Genomic DNA, 21,139 nt, shown 5'->3' with positions numbered 1-21,139 from the left:
ACTGGGAGATGTATATAAAAGACAGAACTTCATCACCGACGCGCAGCTGCGCGCGCTGATGGGGCGGCCTCCCATCTCCGGCGGCTGGCGTGACGGCGACCCGGTGGGCGACCGCCTGTTCGCGAGCATCGGCGAGCTGCGCACCGAGGCGGGCGGCACGATCCCGAACGTCCGCATCGCCTACGAGACCTTCGGCGAGCTGAACGAGCGCCGCGACAACGCGATCCTCGTCTTCCACGCACTCACCGGCGACAGCCACCTCGCCGGCACGGCGGGTCCTGGGCACCCCACCGACGGCTGGTGGTCGGAGATCGTGGGCCCGGGGCTCCCGCTCGACACCGAGCGCTACTGCGTGATCGCCCCGAATGTGCTCGGCGGCTGTCAGGGCTCGACCGGTCCCGGCTCGCTCGACCCGGCGGGGCTCGAGTGGGGCGGGCGCTTTCCGTTCCTGACGATCCGGGATCAGGTGGCTGCCGCGGCACGCTTCGCCGACGCGATCGGGATCGAGCGCTTCGCCGCCGTGATCGGCGGCTCGATGGGCGGCATGCACGCGCTGGAGTGGTGCCTGATGTTCCCGGATCGCGCTGCGCGGCTGGCCGTGATCGCGGCGCCGCCCGTCACGACGGCCGATCAGATCGGGCTCAACCTCGTGCAGCTGGAGGCGATCCGCTCCGACCCCTCCTATCACGGAGGCAACTACTACGACGCTCCCGATGGGGTCGGCCCGCACCACGGCCTCGCCACGGCGCGCCGCCTCGCGCTGCTGAACTACCGCAGCAACACGGAGCTCGATGAGCGCTTCGGCCGCGCCTGGCAGTCGGCGGTCAGCCCCCTGGGCGGCGGCGGGCGCTTCGCGGTGGAGAGCTACCTCGACTTCCACGGCAACAAGTTCACGCGCCGCTTCGACGCGAACAGCTACGTCACGCTGGTACAGGCGATGAACTCTCACGACGTGGGCCGCGACCGGGGCGGGGTGCGGGCGGCGCTGTCGACGCTGGAGCTGCCGACCCTCGTGCTCGGGATCCCGAGCGACCGTCTCTTCACCCTCGACGGCCAGGACGAGATCGCCCGCCACACCCCCGGCAGCCTCGACGGCGAGCGCGCCACCCGCATCGACTCGCCGTTCGGCCACGACGCCTTCCTCATCGAGTTCGAGAAGGTCGGCGCCCACCTCACCCGCCTCCGCCCCCTCCCCACGCGCCTGTCCACCCCCGCGATCGCCGTGCTTGCGGCGGCCACCCTCACGCTGACCGCATGCGGCGGCGAGCAGGGACGCGGATCGGAGGCCGAGGAGGGCCCGCTCTCGGAGTACCTCTCCGCCCTCTGGGACGGCGAGGAGTACACCCAGGAGATGCTCGACGCCGAACAGAAGAAGACCGAGGACCTCGTCGCGGAGTGCATGAACGAGCAGGGCTTCGAGTACGTGCCGAATCTGCAGGGCGGCGGAGTGATCCTCTCCTCAGAGGGCGACGACATCGACTGGGGCTCCGAGGAGTTCGCGAAGCAGTACGGCTACGGCCTCGTGAACTCCCCCGGCATGGAGGACATGCCGAGCGACGACGAGGAGATCGTCGACCCCAACAGCGACTACTACGATTCCCTCAGCGAGTCCGAGCGCACCGCCTACGACGAGGCGCTCTGGGGCCCCAGTCCCACGGAGGAGGAGATGGCCGCGATGGAGGAGGGCGACGGCAGCTCCGAGTACGACTGGACGAAGGCCGGATGCTACGGCGCCGCGCAGCACGAGGTGAGCACCGAGTCCAACGGTGTGCAGGCCGCCTACGAGGACCCCGAGTTCGCCGAGCTCTTCGCCGAGATGCAGAACGTCTGGAGCGGCATATACGACGGCGAGGGCTCGAACGACGAGGTGGCCGCACTCGACCGCGACTGGGCCGACTGCATGGCCGAAGCCGGTTACGACGGCTTCGCCTCGCCCATGTCGGCGCAGCAGCAGCTGAGCGACGAGTACATGGAGCTGCAGATGCCCGACGGCGAGGACGGCGAGTGGCAGGAGCCGAGTGACGCCGACAAGCAGGAGTTCCAGAAGCGGGAGATCGCGACGGCGCTCGCCGACCGCTCCTGCCAGGACGAGATCGGCTACGAGGAGAAGCTGCAGAAGATCCAGTTCGCGCTTGAGCAGGAGTTCGTCGACGAGCACCGGGCCGAGCTCGACGCGCTGATCGCCAAGCACGGCGTCGAGCAGAAGAAGTAGGCGACGGTGCTGCTCAGGCGTGGCAGGGGCGAGGACGCCGCGCGGCCCGCAGCCACGGACGCCGAGGCCGCGGCCGATCCCGGATCGCGGCGGCACGCCTGGTCGGGGGCCCGCCTGGTCGCACTGATCGCCGGTGTCGCAGTGGTGTCTCTGCTGGCGGGCGTCGCCGTCATGCAGTTCATCGTCTCGCCCGCGGAGATCGCGGCCCGCACGGCCGCGCCCGACCCCGGGCCGGTGACCGCGCCCGTCGAACTGCGGGAGATCGAGAACACCGTCGTCGCACGCGGCGAGATCACCTACGCCGATGCGGTCGCCGTGTCCATCGACGCCGCGGGCGGCGAGGAGCGTCCCGTCATCACGGGGCACATCCCCGAGGTCGGAGCGATCTTCCAGCCCGGCAGCATCGCCCTGGAGTTGGCCGGCCGGCCGGTGGTCGTGCTGCCCGGCGAGCTGCCCGCCTACCGCACCCTGAGCGTGGGCATGCGCGGTCCCGACGTGCTGCAGCTGAAGGCCGCGCTCGTCGCGATGGGCTTCGGCGTCGGCGACCCCTCCAGCGACGCCTTCGACTACGACACGGCCGTCGCCGTCGGTGCGCTCTACGAGCAGATCGGCTACCCCGCGGCGGACGGCGGGGACGAGTCTCGGCTCGCGCTGCGGGACGCCGAGCGCGGCGTGCGCGACGCGAACACGGCGCTCGCGCAGGCGCAGGCCGCCCTCGCGGAGGCGCGGGACGCGGGCGCGCCGAACCCGATCGGCGAGCAGGCGGCGGTGAACGCGGCCGCGGAGGCGCTCTCCGACGCGCAGGAGGCGCTCGGGATCGCGCAGGAGGGGGTGCTGCCGCGCCTGCCGTCGAGCGAGGCGCTGTTCCTCGGCGATCTTCCGCGCCGCGTCGACGAGGTGTCGGTGCGGCGCGGCGACATCCTCTCCAGATCGCCCATGAGCGTCTCTGGCGCGAGCCTCACCATCACGGGCACCTTCTCGCGCCAGGACGCCGAGCTGCTGAGCGAGGGGGACGTGGCCTTCTACCCCGGCCCCGACGGCGAGGAACTGACCGCGACGGTGCAGTCGATCCGGGCGCCGGGAGCGGGCGGATCGAGCGGTTCCGGATCGGGTTCCGGCGACGGCGGCGAAGGCGAGGACACCGGGGCGGAAGGCGGCTCGGCTTCGGGTTCCGGCGGGGGCGGCGACCGCTACACGGTCACCTTCTCCCCCGGCGAGCTCACCCCCGAGCAGATCGACGCGCTGCGCGGCACGAATGTGCGCGTGCGCGTGCCGATCGCCGCGACCGACGGCGAGGTACTGGCCGTCCCGATCGCCGCGCTCTCCGCGGGCTCAGGCGGCGAGGACCGCGTGGAGCTGCTGATCGACGCGCGCGGCGGCGCCGACGCCGAGACCGAGCTGATCCCGGTCGAGGCGGGGCTCGCCGCCGACGGCTTCGTGGAGATCGTCTCCGACGACCCGCGGATCGAGGCGGGAGCGAAGGTCGTGGTGGGGCGGTGACGCGCATCGCAGGGCTCCTCGCAGCGACGGAGGGGCCGGACGGAGCGGCGGAGACCGCAGCGGCGGCGGCTGCTCCGGGCCCCGTGATCCGCCTCGACGACGTCACCCGGTACTTCCCGGGGCCGCCGCCCGTCAACGCGCTGCGCGGCGTCGATCTCACGGTCGAGCGCGGCGACTACCTCGCCATCGTCGGCCCCTCGGGTTCGGGCAAGTCGACCATGCTCAACACCCTCGGGCTGCTCGACCGCCCGAGCACCGGCAGCTTCCTGTTCGAGGGGGTGGACGTCTCGGCCCTGAGCGACGACGAGCGCGCGGCGATCCGGGGCCGGGCCATCGGCTTCGTGTTCCAGTCCTTCCATCTGCTGCCCACGCGCACGGTGCTCGAGAACGTGATGCTCGCGGGCGCCTACGCGGGTCTCGGCCGCGAGGAGCGCGAACCGCTGGCGCGTGCCGCGCTCGATCGGGTGGGGCTCGCGCACCGCGTCGGCTTCTCGCCGGCCACGCTCTCCGGCGGGGAGCGGCAGCGCGTCGCGATCGCGCGCGCCGTGTGCACCTCGCCGCGGCTGCTGCTCGCCGACGAGCCGACCGGCAATCTGGATCGCGAGAACTCGGCCTCGATCATGCGGCTCTTCGACGAGCTGGGCGCCGAGGGGCTGACGATCGTCATGATCACGCACGACGAGGCCGTCGCCGCAGCCGCCCGCAGGCGAGCGCGGATGCACGACGGCCGGCTGACGGAGCTGCTGTGAGGCTGCGGCCCGGCGGGAGGCGTGCTCGCGAAGGCCGGGGCACGGGCGCCCCCGCCGCGACGATCTCCCTGCGCGATCTCGTCCACGAGTCCCTGGAGGGGGTCGGATCCCGTCCGTCCCGGCTCATCATCACGCTGCTCGGCACGGTGCTCGGGATCGCCTCCCTGGTCGCCACGATCGGATTCGCGCAGACCGCGGCGGGGCAGATCGCCCAGCAGTTCGACGCCCTGGCGGCGACGCGCGTGACGGTGGAACCGGGCACGACGAACAGCGCGGGCGGCAAGGAGCGGGCGACCGCGCGCATCCCGTGGGACGCGGTGCAGCGCACCGACGGCCTCGTGGGCGTGGTGCGGGCCGCGCTCTACGCGAAGGTGCCCGGCGCGACGCGGGTCGACGCGGTGCAGGTGGTGGATCCCTCCGAGGCGCGGCGCAGCTCACCGCCGGTGATCGCCGGCTCGACCGATCTGCTCGAGGTGGTGGAGGGTCACGTGCAGACGGGACGCTTCTTCGACGCGGGCCACGAGCGTCGCGCCGACCGGGTGGCGGTGCTCGGAGCTGCGGCGGCCGAGCAGCTGGGGGTCAACCGCGTGACCGGTCAGCCGGCGGTCTTCATCGGCGATCGCGCGTACACGGTGATCGGCATCGTCGACGAGGTCGGCACGCGGAACGGCCTGCTCGACTCGGTGATCGTGCCGGTGAGCACGGCCCGCTCCGATCTGGGGCTCACGACCGTCGACAGCCTCGACATCCGCATCGACGTGGGCGCCGGCCAGGTCGTCGCGCACCAGGCGCCGATCGCGCTGGACCCGAACAGTCCGGAGTCCTTCAAGGTCTCGGCCCCGAGCAGCACGAGCGAGCTGCGGCAGAGCGTGGAGGCCGACGTGAACGTGCTGTTCCTGGCGATCGGGATCGTCGCGCTGATCGGCGGCGGGATCGGGATCGCGAACGTGACGCTGCTGTCGGTCGCGGAGCGCCGGGGGGAGATCGGCCTGCGGCGCGCGCTCGGCGCCCGCACGCGCGACATCGCCCGGCAGTTCATCTTCGAGTCGCTCACCACCGGCGTGCTGGGCGGGCTGATCGGGGTCGCGGTGGGGCTCTTCGCGCTGATCGGGGTGTGCCTGGCGCAGCAGTGGACCCCGGTGATCGCGCCGTGGGCGGCACCGCTGGGAGTGCTCGTCGGCGCGCTGGTGGGGCTCGGGGCGGGCGCCTACCCTGCGGTGAAGGCGGCGCGGATCGAGCCGGTCGATGCGCTGCGCGACGCGTGATCGCGCCGTCGCGCGCAGCCGCGCCCTCGGGCCGTCCCGGGGCCCCGTCGCGCACCTCCGCCGCGCCCGGCGCGCACATCTGCTGCGCACGGTGCGCATCGCTGCTGCGCGCCGGGCGCACGCTCGGCCGCCTCACACCTTGAGGGCGTAGTCTCGCCGCGTACCGTCGAGAGGTGAAGGGTCGGAATGTGGCTGTGATGCGCGTGCGCCGCTCCGTGCGAACCATCGGGGTCGTGGCCACCGTCTCGGCCGCGCTGCCCCTGTGCCTGGTCGGCTGCGCCGTGACGTCGGACGCGAGCCACCAGGCGGCAGAGCTGCGCGCGGCCGTCGATTCGGACGTGCTCGAGCTGCCCGAGACCCGCACCTACGACGTCGTGGACACGCGCCTGCTGGCACCGCTCGACTCGCCGGCGCTGGAGGCCCTCGCCGGGCACCTCAGCTCCTCGGGCTTCATGGTGCTCAACGACGGGGTGATCACCGAGGCCCGCTACGAGGTGAGCGCCGCAGGCATGCCGAGCGCGGGCTTCGAGCTGACCGAGCCGCTCGTGCTGCGGCGCGCCGAGAGCGAGATCGGCACCCTCACCGCCACCGGGACCCTCTTCGTCGACGGCACCCCGCACCCCGGCACGACGCTGCGCCTCACCCCGACCTCGCTGAGCGTCGACTCGGCGGAGTTCGACGTCGCGATGAGCCTGCCCGATCAGCCGCTGCTGGCGAGCGGCGGCTTCCCCGTCGACGAGCTCTCGGCGCACCTCACCTTCGTGCTCCGCTGAGCGGCCCCGCCCGCAACGACTCGGATCCACCGGACGCACCGGGCCTAGGACCGGCGGGTGGCGTCGTGGACCTCGCCCACGAGCTCCTCGATGACGTCCTCGAGGAAGACGACGCCGAGCTCCGCGCCCTCGGAGTCGTGGATGCGGGCGAGGTGGATGCCGCGCGCCTGCATGCGCGCGAGCACGTCCTCGAGCTCGGTGTCCGCGTGCAGCGCCATCATCTCGCGGATGCGCTTGGGCGGGATGGGCTCCGCGATCCGGTCCTCCCCGAGGCGCAGCAGGTCCTTGATGTGCACGTAGCCGTCGAGGCCGCCGGCGGCTCCCGCGATGGGGTACCGGGAGAAGCCGTGCCGGGCGACAGCCGCCTCGACATCGCCGGGGGTGGAGCCGGCGGGCAGCACGATGAGCTGTTCGAGCGGGATGAGCAGGTCCGAGGCCCGCTTGGTGGTGAACTCGAAGGCGGCCGTCAGCGCGCCGCTGCGGTCCTCGAGCACTCCTTCCCGGGTCGAGTGGCTGACGATGCTCGCGACCTCTTCGAGGGTGTAGGTGCTGGTCGTCTCGGATTTGGGCTCCACCCCGAACAGCCGCAGCACGCCGTTGGCGGTCGCGTTGAGCGCGGCGATCACGTGCCGCAGCACTCGCGAGATCGCGACGAGGGGCGGCGCGAGCAGCAGCACCGCCTGGTCGGGCATGGAGAAGGCCGCGTTCTTCGGGACCATCTCCCCGAACACGACGTGCAGATACGACACTCCCACGAGGGTGAGCACGAATGCGACGACGGTCACCGCCTCAGGCGTCATGCCCGTCCAGGCGAGCGGCCCCTCCAGCAGGTGGTGGATGGCGGGCTCGGAGACGTTCAGGATCAGCAGCGAGCACACCGTGATGCCGAGCTGGCTGGTCGCGAGCATGAGCGTCGCGTGCTCCATCGCGTACAGGGCGGTCTTGGCGCGCTTGGATCCGGCCTCCGCCTTCGGCTCGATCTGCGAGCGTCTGGCCGAGATCACGGCGAACTCCGCGCCCACGAAGAAGGCGTTCGCCGCAAGCAGCACGACGAGCCAGACGATCCCCATCCAGTCGCTCATCGCGATCCCTCCTCATCCGCCGCGTCCCGGCCGGGCTCGCCGGCCTCGGCGGTTCCCGCCGGCAGCGGCGCGCTGCGGAATCGCAGCCGCGCGATGCGCCGGCCGTCCATGCGCTCGACGCGGAGCGTGCCGCCGTCCGGCAGCGTCACCTCCGCGCCCGCCTCGGGGATGCGCCCGAGCTGCTGCAGCACGAAGCCGGCGACCGTGTCGTACTCGTCGCCGTCCGGCACCTCGACGCCGGTCTGCTCGCGCACCTCGTCCGGGCGGAGATCGGCGGGGAAGGTCATCTCCTCGGCCGTGCCGACGACGCCGGCCGCGGCGCGGTCGTGCTCGTCGGCGACCTCCCCGACGATCTCCTCGACGAGGTCCTCGAGGGTCACGATGCCCGAGGTGCCGCCGTACTCGTCGACGACGATCGCCAGCTGGAAGCCGGTGGCGCGGAGCTCCTCGAGGAGCTGGTCGAGGCGCATCGTCTCCGGCACGCGCACGGGATCCTCCGCGAGGGCCGCGACGGGCACCTCGGCGCGGCGGGCGCGCGGCACGGCGACGGCCCGCTTCACGTGGACGACGCCGACGACGTCGTCCCGGTCCTCGTCGATCACCGGGAAACGCGAGAAGCCGGTGCGGCCCGAGAGCTCGAGCACCGCGGAGGCGGGTTCGAGGCGCTGCAGGCTCTCGACGCGCAGGCGCGGGGTCATGACGTCCGCGGCCGTGAGCGCGGCGAAGCGGAGGGTGCGGTCGAGCAGGGTGGCCGTGTCGGCCTCGAGCAGCCCGGCGCTCGCGGAGTGCCGCAGCAGCGAGGACAGCTCCTCGGCGGATCGCGCGCCCGAGAGCTCCTCCTTCGGCTCGACGCCGATGCCGCGGAGGATCCCGTTCGCGCTGCCGTTGAGGAGGAGCACGGCCGGCTTGAACGCGGCGGTGAACGCGGCCTGCGCTGGCACCACGAGCCGGGCCGTGGCGAGCGGCTTGGCGAGCGCGAAGTTCTTGGGGACGAGCTCGCCGACGATCATGGAGAACACGGTGGCGAGGGCGACGGCGATGGGGGCGCTGATGGCTCGCCGCAGCCCCTCGGGCACGCCGAGCGCGCCGAGCGGGGCATCGAGGAAGCCGCTGACCGCGGGCTCCAGCGTGTAGCCGGCGAGCAGCGTGGTGAGGGTGATGCCGAGCTGCGCGCTCGACAGGTGCGTGGAGGTGATGGAGAGGGCGCGGATCACGCGGTCGAGGCCGCGCTGCCCGCCGTCCCGGCGGCGTTCGAGATCCTGCCGGTCGAGTGCGACGAGCGAGAACTCGGCGGCGACGAAGACGCCGGTGCCTGCGGTCAGCAGGATGCCGATGAGCAGCAGGATCCAGTCGTTCACCGTGGGCTCCCGCCGAGGAGGATCCCGGGGGATGCAGGGGGCCGCGCGTCTGCGCGGCCGGTACTCGGGGGCTCCGCCGGTCTTCGAGAGTCTGCGTCCATAGGGTTCATGATCCTACCAGGAGGCGATGGAGAATCCACAGGGCGTATGAGCACGCGAACCCGGGGAAAGGCGTAGGCTGGTATGCGGCGTGGCTACGGAGCCGCACCCCGGCTACCAGATCGGTTGCCCACCCGGCACGACACGAGAGGACGTCGCTTTGGCGGAGCGAACGGAGACCACCGGACAGGTTGGTCCCGCAGAAGATTTCGGTGCAAACGAGTGGCTCGTCGACGAGCTGTGGAAGCAGTACCAAGTCGACAAGAACTCCGTGGATCGCTCCTGGTGGCCGATCCTGGAGAAGTACGGTACGAACGCCGGGTCCGCCGCCCCCGCAGCGGCCCCCGCGGCCACCGGTCCCTCGACCTCCCCCATCACCGCGCCCGCGCAGCCGGCGCGCACCACGAACGCCGCGCCGCGCGAGACGCCGATCCCGGCGGACGCGCCCCGCACGGCACCGCGCGCGGAGTCGGCCGAGGCCGCGAGCGAGGACCGGGTGACGCCGCTGAAGGGCATGGCGCGCACCCTCTCGAAGAACATGGACCTGAGCCTCACGGTGCCGACGGCGACGAGCGTGCGCACCGTGCCGGCGAAGCTGCTCATCGACCAGCGCATCGTGATCAACAGCCACCTGCGTCGCAGCCGCGGCGGGAAGGTCTCCTTCACGCACCTCATCGGCTGGGCGATCATCCAGTCGCTCAAGGACTTCCCCAGCCAGAACGTCGCCTACGCCGAGGTCGACGGCAAGCCCGCGATCGTGGCTCCGGCGCACATCGGCCTCGGGATCGCGATCGACGTGCCGAAGCCCGACGGCACCCGCTCGCTCCTGGTCCCCTCGATCAAGCAGGCCGAGTCCCTCGACTTCAACGAGTACCTCGCCGCCTACGAGGACCTCGTGAAGCGCGCCCGCGACAACAAGCTCACCGCGAGCGACTTCCAGGGCACCACGATCTCCCTCACGAACCCGGGCGGCATCGGCACCGTGCACTCCGTGCCGCGCCTCATGCAGGGCCAGGGCTGCATCATCGGCGCGGGTGCGCTCGAGTACCCGGCCGAGTTCCAGGGCGCTTCCGAGGACGTGCTGGCGAATCTCGGCATCGGCAAGACGATCACGCTCACCAGCACCTACGATCACCGCGTGATCCAGGGCGCGGGCTCGGGCGAGTTCCTGAAGCTCGTCCACGAGCGGCTCACCGGCGGGCACCGCTTCTACGAGCAGGTGTTCGAGGCGCTGCGCATCCCCTACAAGCCGATCCAGTGGCACTCCGACATCCACGTGGACGTGTCGGGCGCCATCGACAAGACGGCGCGCGTGCAGGAGCTCATCAACGCCTTCCGCGTGCGCGGCCACCTGATGGCCGACATCGACCCGCTCGAGTACAAGCAGCGGATGCACCCGGATCTCGAGATCGAGTCGCACGGCCTCACCTTCTGGGACCTCGATCGCGAGTTCGTGACCGGCGGCATGGGCGGCAAGCGGGCGATGAAGCTCCGCGACATCCTCGGCGTGCTGCGCGACTCCTACTGCCGCAAGATCGGCATCGAGTACATGCACATCCAGGATCCCGCCCAGCGGCTGTGGCTGCGCGAGCAGCTGGAGGCGCCCTACGCGAAGCCGAGCCGGGATGCGCAGATGCGGATCCTGGAGAAGCTCAACGAGGCCGAGGCCTTCGAGACCTTCCTGCAGACCAAGTACGTCGGCCAGAAGCGCTTCAGCCTGGAGGGCGGCGAGTCGGTGATCCCGCTGCTCGACGCGATGCTCATCGACGCGGCCGAGGACGGCGTGGACAGCGTCGACATCGGCATGGCGCACCGCGGTCGCCTGAACGTGCTCTCCAACATCGCCGGCAAGACGTACGGCCAGATCTTCCGCGAGTTCGAGGGAGCCCTGTCGCAGAAGGGCGGCTCGGGCGACGTCAAGTACCACCTCGGGACCTCGGGCGTCTTCACGGCGCCCAACGGCACGCAGGTGCCGATCCACCTCGCCGCGAACCCCTCCCACCTGGAGACGGTCAACGGCGTGCTGGAGGGCATCGTCCGGGCGAAGCAGGATCTCAAGCCCATCGGCTCCTTCACGACGCTGCCGATCCTCATCCACGGCGACGCGGCGATGGCGGGCCAGGGCGTGGTGTACGAGACCCTGCAGATGTCTCAGCTGCGCGGCTACCGCACGGGCGGCACGATCCACATCATCATCAACAACCAGGTGGGCTTCACGACCCTCCCGATCGACTCGCGCTCCGGGGTGTACTCCTCCGAGATCGGCAAGGTGGTGCAGGCCCCCATCTTCCACGTGAACGGGGACGACCCCGAGTCGGTGGTGCGCGTGGCCAAGCTCGCCTACGAGTTCCGCCAGCGCTTCCACATCGACGTCATCATCGACCTCGTGTGCTACCGCCGTCGCGGCCACAACGAGGGCGACGACCCGTCGATGACGCAGCCGCTCATGACCGACCTCATCGAGGCGAAGCGCTCCACCCGTCGCCTGTACACGAGCGCGCTCGTCGGCCGCGGCGACATCACCGAGGAGGAGTACGAGCGGGCGAAGCAGGACTTCCAGGAGCGGCTCGAGCGCGCCTTCCAGGAGACGCACGCCGCGCAGACCGGGGCGATTCCGGTCGTCGACTCCTCCGGCATCGCCCAGCGCGCCGAAGCCGGGGGCCCCGGGCCCGCGCCGCTCGAAACGGCCGTCGACCGCAGCGTGGTCGAGCGCATCGGCGACGCCTTCGGCAACAAGCCCGAGGGCTTCACGGTGCACCAGAAGCTGCAGCAGCTCCTGAACAAGCGGGTCGAGATGAGCCGTCAGGGCGGGATCGACTGGGGCTTCGGCGAGCTGCTCGCCCTCGGCTCGCTGCTCATCGAGGGCACGGCGGTGCGCTTCACCGGGCAGGACGCGCGGCGCGGCACCTTCGCGCAGCGGCACGCGGTGTTCCACGACCGGGCCAACGGCCAGGAGTGGATCCCGCTGCTCAACCTCTCGGAGGAGCAGGCGAGGTTCTGGATCTACGACTCGCTGCTCTCCGAGTACGCCGCGCTCGCCTTCGAGTACGGCTACTCGCTGCAGCGCGAGGACGCCCTCGTGGTGTGGGAGGCGCAGTTCGGCGACTTCGCGAACACCGCGCAGGCCGTCATCGACGAGTACATCGCGGCGGCCGAGCAGAAGTGGGGGCAGCAGTCCTCGGTCGTGCTCCTGCTGCCGCACGGCTACGAGGGCCAGGGTCCGGACCACTCCTCCGCGCGCATCGAGCGCTACCTGCAGCTGTGCGCCGAGGACAACATGATCGTCGCCCGGCCCTCGACCCCGGCGAACTACTTCCACCTGCTCCGCCGGCAGGCCTACGCGCGGCCCCGCAAGCCGCTCGTGGTCTTCACGCCGAAGTCGATGCTGCGCCTGCGCGGCGCCACCTCCGCGGTGGAGGACTTCACCTCCGGCACCTTCCAGCCGGTGATCGACGACCCGGTGGTCCAGGACAAGCAGTCGGTGGAGCGCGTGCTGCTCGTCTCGGGCAAGATCTACTACGATCTGCGCACGGCGCTCGAGAAGCGGCCGGATCCGCGCCTCGCGGTGGTGCGCGTCGAGCAGTTCTACCCGATCCCGGGCCCGCAGCTCGGCCGCGTGCTCACGCAGTACCCGAACGCGGAGCTGGTGTGGGTGCAGGACGAGCCCGAGAACCAGGGCGCCTGGCCGTTCATCTCCCTCGAACTGTCGAAGCAGCTCGCGGGCGACCGCATCCGGGTCGTGTCGCGCCCCGCCTCCGCCGCGCCGTCGACGGGTTCCGCGAAGGTGCACGCGGTGGAGCAGGAGGCCCTGCTCGCCCGCGCACTGCAGTTCGACGACGACGCGGCCTGATCGGCTCCGCACGTGCAGCGCCCCTCGCTGGGATCGGCCTCCCCCCACGGTGAGGCCGACCCCGGTGCGCCGAGCGTGGAGGGGATCGCCCAGCGCATCGCCTCCGCGATCTCCATCGGCGTGCTGACGGTCGGTGAGCGCCTGCCGGTGGAGGCTGAGCTCGCCGGCCAGTTCGGGGTGGCGGTGGCGACGCTCCGCAAGGCGCTCGCCGAGCTGCGCGCGCAGGGCATCGTGGAGACCCGGCGCGGCCGCAACGGCGGCACCTTCGTGGTGCAGGCCCCCTTCCCCTCGCCCGGGGTGCTGCGCAACTCACTGCTCGGCACCAGCGTCGTCGCGCTGCGCGACTTCTTCGACGAGCACGCCGCGATCTCGGGCATGTCGGCCTGGCTCGCGGCGGAGCGCACGCGGCCCGGCCTGCGCACCCGGCTCGCGGAGTTCGCCTTTGCCGCCCGCGAGGCGCGGACGGGCCGGGAGCGCTCCCTTGCGGACAGCCGCTTTCACTTCGAGGTCGCCGTGCTCAGCCACTCGCGCCGGCTGCTGGCCAGCGAGCAGCGGCTGCACTCCGAGCTGTCGCCGTTCCTGTGGGGGGAGGGCATCTGCCGGGTGTCGACCCAGCAGGCCTTCACCGAGCACCTCGCGATCGTGATGGCGATCGAGCAGCAGCGGCCCGACGAGGCGCAGCGGCTCGCCGTGGAGCACGTGCGCGGCAATATGCGGCTCATCATCGACGGCAAGCTCGCGCTGCACGCCGAGGCAGAGGAGGAGCGATGACGGCGGCTTCGGCGGAGCGCGTCGCGGCGCAGGTGGAGCAGTGGCTGGACGAGCGCTTCGCCGAGCTCGCAGCGCTCACGGAGCGCTTCATCGGGGTCCTCGACCTCGATGAAGCGGGCCGGCCCGATCCGAACGAGGCCGCGCGGCGCCGCCTGCGCACGCTCGCGGTGCGCTACCTGGCGGAGCATCCGGTCGTCGACGGCTGCGGGATCATCTTCTCCCGCGCGGCACTCGGCCTCGAACGCGGACACCTCGAGTGGTGGGTGCGGGAGGACGAGACCCGCTTCGCGAGCTTCACCTTCGGCGTGGTGCCCGGGGGCGACCGCTTCTACGACTACGAGCACCACGAGTGGTTCACGCGGGCCTACGACGAGGGCCTGCCCGCGCTCGTGGGGCCCTACTACGACTTCCTCGGGGTCGAGGCCTACATCGTCACGCTGACGCTGCCCGCCGCGGTGCGCGGGACGCGCATCGGGGTCGTCGCGGCGGACATCCAGGTGGCCGATCTGGAGGGCGCCTTCCTCCCCGTGCTGCAGGGCGCCGGGGCGGAGATGGCCCTGGTCGGCAGCCGCGGCAATGTGCTCGTCGGCAACAGCTCGCGGCTGCTTCCCGGCACGCTCGTGTCCGAGGCGCCCGCGGGCTTCGAGCGGCGGCTGCTGGGCGCCGAGGGTGCCGGCATCGAGCTGATCTACCGGACCGGCGACGCCGCCGGCTGACGCCGCGTGCGGGCCGAGCCGCTCGCGGGCCGATCCGCGCGCGGGCCGAGCCGCTCGCGCCGAACCGCCGGCCTACCGCACCGGCCGCGCCCTGGCGGCTTCCGCGCGCACGATCCCGGCGAATCGCCCGGCCATGCCCTGCCACAGCTTGGCGAGCCGTGGCTCGGCGGCGCGCACCGCCGCGACGAGCGAGCCGGCATCGGCGCCGATGCGCACCAGCCCCTCGGGATCCTCCTCCACCCAGTCGACCGCCTGCGTGCCGACCGCCTCGGGGTGGAACTGCACGCCCCACGCCGCCTCGCCCAGCCGGAAAGCCTGGTGGGGGCACGCCGCGCTCGACGCGAGGAGGCGCGCCCCTGCGGGCAGCGCATCGGCCTCCAGGTAGTGCCACTGCATGACCGGCACCCGCTCCCCCGCGAGCGGGGCGAAGAGCCGATCCTCGGCAGCCGTCCCGTCGAACTCGACCTCGCACAGGCCGATCTCCGGCCCCGCCGGCATCTCCCGCACGTGGCCGCCGGTCGCCGTCGCGAGCAGCTGCGCGCCGAGGCAGATGCCCAGGGCCGGGACCGCCCGGTCCACGGCCTCTGCCAGCAGCGCGCGCGTCGCCGGCAGCCAGGGCGCCTGCTCGTCGTCGAGCGGCCCGACGGCGCCGCCGAGCACGATCAGCGCGTCATAGCCGTCGAGGGCCCCGGGCACGGGGACGCCGGCGTCGGGCCCGGCGGTCTCGATCCGCAGTCCCGCCCGGCTCAGCGGCTCCCGCAGCTGCCCCAGGCCGGCGTTCCCCTGGTGCTCGATCACCAGCACACGTGGCTCGCCCATGCCGTCGCTCCTCGATCCCTGCCCCCGCGCTCCGTCCGCGGCACGTCCCGCGTTCACGCCTCGCCGTCCATTCTCTCCCGTGCCCGCTCGATCAGCCACGCGAAGAGCGCGTGCTGCCGCTCGTCGCTCGCGGCCGTGTCCTCGGGGTGCCACTGCACGGCGAGCAGCGGCGCCGCGGCGTGCTCCAGCGCCTCGACCGTCCCGTCGGGCGCCAGCCCGGTGACCTGCAAGCCCGCGCCCACGCGATCGACCGCCTGATGGTGGTAGGAGGAGACGGGCAGTGCGCGTGCGCCGAGCACCCCGGCGAGCCGCGATCCCGGCGACACCGTCACCTCGTGCACCGAGTTGCGGTGGATGCTGTCGGCTGCGACGTCCTGCACGAGCGATCCGCCGCACTCCACGTTGAGCAGCTGGAAGCCGCGGCAGATCGCCAGCGTCGGCAGGCCCGCCTCGATGGCCGCCGCGAGCATCCCCGCCTCGAAGTCGTCCTGCGCGGGGAAGTCGGCGGGGGTCGTCGTCGGCAGGGGCTCCTCGCCGTAGCGGCGCGGATCTACGTCGTTGCCGCCCGGCACGAGCAGCGCGTCGAAGCCCGCGAGGCGATCCCGCGGGGCCAGCGCGCTCTCCGCGAAGAGCGCGAGCGGCTCGCCGCCCGCCCGGATCACGGCGCGCAGCACGGCTCCCGAGACGGCGCTGCCGTCGAAGCGGAGGCCGTGGATCTGATTCGACCACATGCCCGTCACCGCGATCCGCGGGACCCGGGCCGCGCCCTGCTCGCCGCGGCCGGCCGCTGCGCCGCCCGTCGCGTCCCCCCGCACGCTCATGCCTCCTTCGTCAGCGGGAAGTCGAGCAGCGGCATCCACTTCTTCCAGACCGCCTCCAGCGCGCCGTCGGCGATCGACCCCTCGAGCGCCGCGTTCAGTTCCTCGCGCAGCGCATCGTTCCCGGGAGCCACGCCCACGCCCCAGCGGTTGCCGGTGGGCACCGTGAAGGCCTCGACGAAGTCGGGATCCTCGCGGCCGAGCGGGATCATCACCACGTCGTCGTCGACGAAGCCGTCGATCGCGCCCGAGCGGGTCGCGGCGATCATGTCGCTCCAGACGTCCTCCCCCTCGAATTCCACGAGTTCGACGCCGGGGAAGGTCTCGGCGAGCTTCATGTTCGTGGAGTTCTTGATGGCTCCGATACGGTAGCCGGCGAGTTCCTCGGGGGAACGGGCCGGGTCGTCGGCGCGCACGACCAGGGTCTCGTTGAAGACGGCGTAGGGGCGGGTGAAGTCGACGAGGGCGGCGCGCTCGGGCGTCTCCCCCTGCCCGCACCACACGGCGTCGGCGTCGCCGCGGCGCACCGCGGGGATCATCTCCTCCCACGGCACCATCACCCACTCGATGCGGGCGGGGCCGCCCCCGAGGCGGGACGCGATGAGCGCCGCCGCCTCGGGTTCGTAGCCGTCGCGCGTGATGCCGTCCGGGCTCTTCGCGAAGAGCGGCAGCGCCTCGGAGTCGATGCAGGCGAGTCGCAGCACGCGGCCGTTCGCCGCCTGCGCGCCGGCTGAGTTCGTGGCCTCGGTCACGGAATGGCCTCCCAGTACTGATCGAACTCCCACTGCGTGATGAGGCCGCAGTAGCGTCCCCAGTCGTCGCGCTTGAGCTGCAGGAAGATGCGGGTGAGTTCCTCGGGCATGGCGCCCATGAGGTATTCGTCGGCCTCGAAGGCCTGGATCGCGTCGCCGAGGGTGTTGGGCACGCGCACCGCGGCGATGTCCGGCGTCGGCTGGCCCGGGTCGCCCGGGTCGATCTTCGCCTCGATCCCGTGCTCGATCGCCGCGAGCAGGTACAGGTGCGAGAGGTAGGGGTTCACCGAGGCGTCGGGCAGGCGGTACTCCATGCGGCCGTTGGCGGAGATGCGGACGGCGACGCCGCGGGTGTCGAAGCCCCAGTCGGCGCCGGAGGGGGCGAACTGGCCGGCGTCCCAGAACCGCTTGTAGGAGTTGACCGTGTTCGCCATGACCAGCATCGAACCCGGCGTGTGCAGCAGCATGCCGCCGATCGCATTGCGGGCGGTGTCGGTCACGTGCAGCTCGACGCGGCCGTCCTCGACGATGTTCTCCTCGCCGTCCTCGGTGACACGCCACAGGCTCAGGTTGTGGTGGCACCCGTTGCCCATCTTCCCGTTGTAGGGCTTCGCCATGAAGCTCGCCTGCAGGCCCAGCTCGCGGGCCACCTGCTTGCAGATCTGGCGGTAGGTGGTCATGCGCTCCGAGGTGAGCTCGGCGCGGTCATAGTTCCAGTTCAGCTCGATCTGGCCGTCGTCCTCGTAGTCGCCCTGGATCATGTCGAAGCCGAGCGCCTGCGCGTAGCTGATGATCTTCTTGAACACGGGGCGCATCTTCTCCAGGTTCTCGACCTGGTATGCAGGGCTCGCGTCCTGCTTCGCGACGACCTCGATCCCCTCGCCCGTCCACGTCATCTCGGGCTCGAGGCCGCTGCGCAGCTCGAAGCCGGTGCGCTCGGTGAAGCCCCGGTGGGCAGCCCGGAAGAGCGCGCGGGTGTCGAGGGGCACGAGCTTGCCGCCCTCGGCGCCCAGCTGCGGCGGGTCGTAGGCGGTGCAGAAGATGCGGCCGACCTCGGGATCCCACGGCAGCACCTGGAAGGTCTCGGGATCGGGCAGCGCCCAGAACTCGTGCGCGGCGACGCCGCCGCCGATGAGCTCGCCCTCGCGGCTGGTCTGCAGATCGGTGAGCGCGGTGCGGTGGAAGGCGATGCCCTTCTTCAGCAGCCGCTCGTAGTGGTGGGCGGGGATCACCTTGGCGACGGTGCGGCTGCCCAGCGTGGGGATCATGTAGTAGATGTACTTGACGCCGGTCTCGCGGATCCGCTCGCCCAGGGCAGCGACGACCTCGGGTCGCAGATTCGCGTCCTGATGGCGCTCGAAGGCGCTGCGATCGTCGAGCAGCTCGCGCAGGGCGGCGCCGAAGCGCCCGCCGGTGTTCAGCTCGGACATGTGGGGGGTCCTTTCGTCATTGGAAGGGGTGGGGCCGGTGCGGCGTGAGCCGGGCAAGCTCGGGGTCGCGGATCGCAGCGGCGCCCGGTATCCGCGGTGCGGGGGCGGCGGGGGTCGATCCCGCAGCCCCTCAGCGCACCGTGAAGTCGATGGGCAGGCGCACCGGTCCGTGGTTGCCGGAGTCGGGCAGCCACTCGTCGCCGCCGGGGCAGCTGATGTCGGTGAAGGCCTGCGCGAGGAGCGGCAGGGCGACGCCGATGTCGGCGCGGGCGATGTAGTGGCCGAGGCAGTGGTGCACGCCGCCGCCGAAGGTGTGGTGCTGCTTGCGGTCGGTGGCGGTGAGGTCGACCTCGGGGTCGGGGAAGGCGACCGGGTCGGTGCCGCTCGACATCGTGAAGAGGTGCACCGTGGTGCCCTTCTCGATCACCAGGCCGTGGAACTCGAAGGTCTCGTTGGCCTCGCGGGTCACCCAGCGCGTCGTCGGGTTGACGCGCAGTCCCTCCTCCAGGGCTGCCTTGCCGTACTTCTCCGGGTCGGAGGCGAGCAGCTCCCACTGATCGGGGTTGCGCATGTAGGTCTGCAGGATGAGCCCGATCTGGTTGCGGGTCGTGTCCATGCCGCCGAAGAGCATGAGCACGAGGCCGTTCCGCAGCTCCGCGTCGGTGAGCTTGTCGCCGTCCTGGGTGAACTGCACGAGCTTCGTCACGACGTCGTTGCTCGGGTTCTTCTTGCGGTCCTCGATGAGCTCCTCGACGAAGTCGTAGAGCTCGTGCACCGCCTGGTCGATCTCCTCGATGTCCTCCTTGATGTTCACGCTCAGCGCGTAGCCGATCGTGTTGGCGCGCGAGGCGATGAACGGCCAGTGCTGGTGGTCGACGCCGAGCATGGCGCAGAGGGCGCGGGTGGCGAAGGGCTCGGAGAAGTCGTGTACGAACTCGACCTGCTCGCCGCGGGCGTGCTTCGCCTTCATCTCGTCGATGAGCTCGTTCGCGATCGCCGCGAAGGCGGGCTCGAGGCTGCGCGCCACGGTGGGCGAGAAGGCGGGGTTGAGGAGGCGGCGGATGCGGTGATGCTCTTCCCCCTCGAGCACCAGCAGGTTCTTGGCCCACCAGTCGTAGAAGATGCCCGAGTGCACATCGTGGTAGTCCGGCCACTTCGCGCTGCCCTGGTTGAGTCTCGGGTCCTTGAGCAGCTCGGTCACCTCGGCGTAGCGCAGCACGCCGATGCCGTAGTTCGTCCTGGCGTACCAGCTCTGCTCGCGGGCGTTGCGCACCGCCTCGGAGTTCATCGCGAACGCCGGGGAGGCGATGTCGAGGTACGGAACCTCCGCCTGGATCGACTGATCAGTCATGCAGCACTCCTTTGTCGAATCGTGATCGTGCCCGGCCTGGGGAGCGGTCGGTTGAGAAATAAGCTATCCATGAATGTTTTATAAAGCAAGGATCCAAAGGTTACGCTCGTGTAAATGCCAGATTCAAGGCCGGATTACATGCAGAGCCGGTTTTTTTACGGCTACACTGTCCCCATCGGTCTCCCGAGTCCCGCGCACTGCCCGGATGGAGCGCCGTCCCGCACCCGAACACACACCGCACCGCGAAGGAGCTGCGATGTCGTCACCCACGAAGCCGCGAGTCGCCGTGATCGGCAGCGGCCCCGCCGGCTGCTACCTCGCCCAGTCCCTGCTGCGCGCCGTCCCCGGCTGCGAGATCACGATCTTCGAGCGCTTCGCGGCCCCCTACGGTCTCGTGCGCTACGGCGTCGCGGCCGACCACCAGCACACCAAGGCGATCACGCGGCAGTTCGAGCGTCTCCTCCAGGACCCGGCCGTACGCTTCGCGGGCGGGATCGAGGTGGGCCGCGACGTCACGCTCGGGCAGCTGCGGCACCTCTTCGACGCGGTGGTGATCGCGACCGGGCTCGACGCGGACCGCGGGCTCGGAGTGCCGGGGGCGGATCTGCCGGGAGTGATCGGCTCGGGTGCGCTCACCAGGGTCCTCAACAGCCACCCCCACGCGGGAACCGCGCTTCCGCCGCTCGGAACCGAGGTGGTGGTGGTCGGCGCAGGCAATGTGGCCCTCGACGTGCTGCGCTTCCTGGTGAAGGACCGCGAGGACTACGCGGGCAGCGATGTCGCGGATGCCGCGCTCGACGCCTACCTGGCAGCGCCGGCCGAGCGCGTCACCCTCGTCAGCCGCTCCGCCGCCGCGCTCTCGAAGGGAGATCCCCAGATGCTGCGCGAGCTCGCGGCGCTCCCCCGCGCCGCATACCGCTGCCCCGACCCGCTCGACGCCCCCGCAGACGCGGAGCGCGACCGATCGGTGATCGCGCGGCTCTCCGCGATCGCGGAGATGATCTCGCCCGAGCGCCCGCACTCCGGGGGCCCCGAGGTGACGCTGCGCTTCGGCCTGACCCCGCAGCGCATCCTCGGCGGGGACCGCGTCGAGGCGGTCGAGTTCGCCTCGGCCGATGGTGAGACGGTGACGATCCCCGCCACCTCCGTGGTCACCGCGATCGGCTTCGAGTCGGCCCCCGGCCACCCCTTCGCGTGGCTCACCTCGGAGCCGGCCGAATCGGGCCGCATCGAGGCGGGCCTCTACCGCACCGGCTGGGCGAAGCGCGGACCTCGCGGCGCGATCCCCGAGAATCGCGCCTGCGCCAAGGCGGTCGCCGAGGAGATCGCCGCCGACCTCGCGGACGGCACGCTCGCGGTCCGGCCAGGCAGGCCCGGCTTCGAGGGTCTTCCCGCGGAGCTCCGCGAGCGCGCGATCGACGCCGGGCAGTGGCTCGCCCTCGACGCCCACGAGCGCGCGGCGGCCGCACCCGGCCGCGCCAGGCGGAAAGACCCCGACCACGAGCGCATGCTCGCGGTCGCTCGCGGCGAGTGAACGGCCGGCCGCGGGATCCCGAGACGTACCGGGGGCCCGGCGCTCATCCTGCAGCCGGGC

Annotated in this window: 15 protein-coding genes and 1 pseudogene; 9 read left to right on the top strand and 7 right to left on the bottom strand. The window is 71.7% G+C overall.

The genetic code is table 11. The features are described 5' to 3' along the window. Positions 1–31 precede the first annotated feature (31 nt). The 5 genes and pseudogenes from metX to B4915_RS06845 all read left to right on the top strand — a co-directional run. Positions 32–1,183, top strand: a pseudogene (gene metX / locus B4915_RS06865) (homoserine O-acetyltransferase MetX); the annotation flags it as partial. Between the two features lie 1,035 nt (positions 1,184–2,218). Beyond that, entirely contained in the window at positions 2,219–3,712 is a 1,494-nt protein-coding gene (locus tag B4915_RS06860; protein WP_245907389.1) for a hypothetical protein, read from the top strand. Continuing rightward, the gene (locus B4915_RS06855) at positions 3,709–4,461 is read left to right on the top strand and encodes an ABC transporter ATP-binding protein (protein ID WP_105805073.1); all 753 of its coding nucleotides are present in this window, start codon (positions 3,709–3,711) and stop codon (positions 4,459–4,461) included. The genes B4915_RS06860 and B4915_RS06855 overlap by 4 nt, the downstream gene beginning before the upstream one ends. Continuing rightward, positions 4,458–5,726, top strand: a complete 1,269-nt coding sequence (locus B4915_RS06850; protein WP_342747287.1) for an ABC transporter permease — start codon at positions 4,458–4,460, stop codon at positions 5,724–5,726. Before B4915_RS06855 ends, B4915_RS06850 begins: the two co-directional genes overlap by 4 nt. Before the next feature lie 188 nt (positions 5,727–5,914). Further along, on the top strand, positions 5,915–6,499 hold the full coding sequence (locus B4915_RS06845) for a hypothetical protein (RefSeq protein ID WP_146120038.1): 585 nt from the start codon (positions 5,915–5,917) through the stop codon (positions 6,497–6,499). A 44-nt stretch (positions 6,500–6,543) separates the two neighbouring features. Here B4915_RS06845 and B4915_RS06840 read toward each other — a convergent pair whose 3' ends face one another. After that, positions 6,544–7,581: a hemolysin family protein gene (locus B4915_RS06840; RefSeq protein ID WP_105805071.1), complete on the bottom strand. Its 1,038-nt coding sequence runs from the start codon at positions 7,579–7,581 to the stop codon at positions 6,544–6,546. Further along, entirely contained in the window at positions 7,578–8,939 is a 1,362-nt protein-coding gene (locus B4915_RS06835) for a hemolysin family protein (protein WP_105805070.1), read from the bottom strand. Before B4915_RS06835 ends, B4915_RS06840 begins: the two co-directional genes overlap by 4 nt. Positions 8,940–9,198: 259 nt before the next feature. Here B4915_RS06835 and B4915_RS06830 point away from each other — a divergent pair, with 259 nt between their 5' ends. Genes B4915_RS06830 through B4915_RS06820 form a run of 3 tightly spaced genes read left to right on the top strand, consistent with a single transcriptional unit; the run spans position 9,199 to position 14,375 of the window. Then, positions 9,199–12,888: a multifunctional oxoglutarate decarboxylase/oxoglutarate dehydrogenase thiamine pyrophosphate-binding subunit/dihydrolipoyllysine-residue succinyltransferase subunit gene (locus B4915_RS06830; RefSeq protein ID WP_105805069.1), complete on the top strand. Its 3,690-nt coding sequence runs from the start codon at positions 9,199–9,201 to the stop codon at positions 12,886–12,888. Positions 12,889–12,900: 12 nt separating this feature from the next. Next, positions 12,901–13,659 (top strand): FadR/GntR family transcriptional regulator, encoded by a 759-nt coding sequence (locus B4915_RS06825; protein WP_105805068.1) that lies wholly within the window; start codon positions 12,901–12,903, stop codon positions 13,657–13,659. Beyond that, positions 13,656–14,375 carry a cache domain-containing protein gene (locus tag B4915_RS06820; RefSeq protein ID WP_105805067.1) on the top strand — a complete coding sequence of 240 codons (720 nt, stop codon included), beginning with the start codon at positions 13,656–13,658 and terminating at the stop codon, positions 14,373–14,375. The genes B4915_RS06825 and B4915_RS06820 overlap by 4 nt, the downstream gene beginning before the upstream one ends. Positions 14,376–14,447: 72 nt before the next feature. Here B4915_RS06820 and B4915_RS06815 read toward each other — a convergent pair whose 3' ends face one another. The 5 genes from B4915_RS06815 to B4915_RS06795 form a co-directional block, all read right to left on the bottom strand. Continuing rightward, on the bottom strand, positions 14,448–15,194 hold the full coding sequence (locus tag B4915_RS06815) for a type 1 glutamine amidotransferase (RefSeq protein WP_105805066.1): 747 nt from the start codon (positions 15,192–15,194) through the stop codon (positions 14,448–14,450). Positions 15,195–15,247: 53 nt separating this feature from the next. Next, positions 15,248–16,015: a gamma-glutamyl-gamma-aminobutyrate hydrolase family protein gene (locus B4915_RS06810; RefSeq protein WP_105805065.1), complete on the bottom strand. Its 768-nt coding sequence runs from the start codon at positions 16,013–16,015 to the stop codon at positions 15,248–15,250. Beyond that, positions 16,012–16,764 carry a substrate-binding periplasmic protein gene (locus B4915_RS06805; protein WP_105805064.1) on the bottom strand — a complete coding sequence of 251 codons (753 nt, stop codon included), beginning with the start codon at positions 16,762–16,764 and terminating at the stop codon, positions 16,012–16,014. The genes B4915_RS06810 and B4915_RS06805 overlap by 4 nt, the downstream gene beginning before the upstream one ends. Then, a complete protein-coding gene (locus B4915_RS06800; protein ID WP_105805063.1) occupies positions 16,761–18,194 on the bottom strand; it encodes a glutamine synthetase family protein in 1,434 nt (477 codons plus the stop codon). The genes B4915_RS06805 and B4915_RS06800 overlap by 4 nt, the downstream gene beginning before the upstream one ends. Before the next feature lie 130 nt (positions 18,195–18,324). Next, entirely contained in the window at positions 18,325–19,545 is a 1,221-nt protein-coding gene (locus tag B4915_RS06795) for a cytochrome P450 (protein WP_105805062.1), read from the bottom strand. Between the two features lie 256 nt (positions 19,546–19,801). Here B4915_RS06795 and B4915_RS06790 point away from each other — a divergent pair, with 256 nt between their 5' ends. Further along, complete coding sequence (locus tag B4915_RS06790; RefSeq protein ID WP_105805061.1) at positions 19,802–21,079, top strand: FAD-dependent oxidoreductase; 1,278 nt, start codon at positions 19,802–19,804, stop codon at positions 21,077–21,079. Positions 21,080–21,139 lie beyond the last annotated feature (60 nt).

The organism is Leucobacter massiliensis (assembly GCF_002982315.1).
GTDB lineage: Bacteria > Actinomycetota > Actinomycetes > Actinomycetales > Microbacteriaceae > Leucobacter > Leucobacter massiliensis.
Note: the sequence above shows the minus strand (reverse complement) of the source record. Positions and strands in the feature narration are given on the sequence as shown.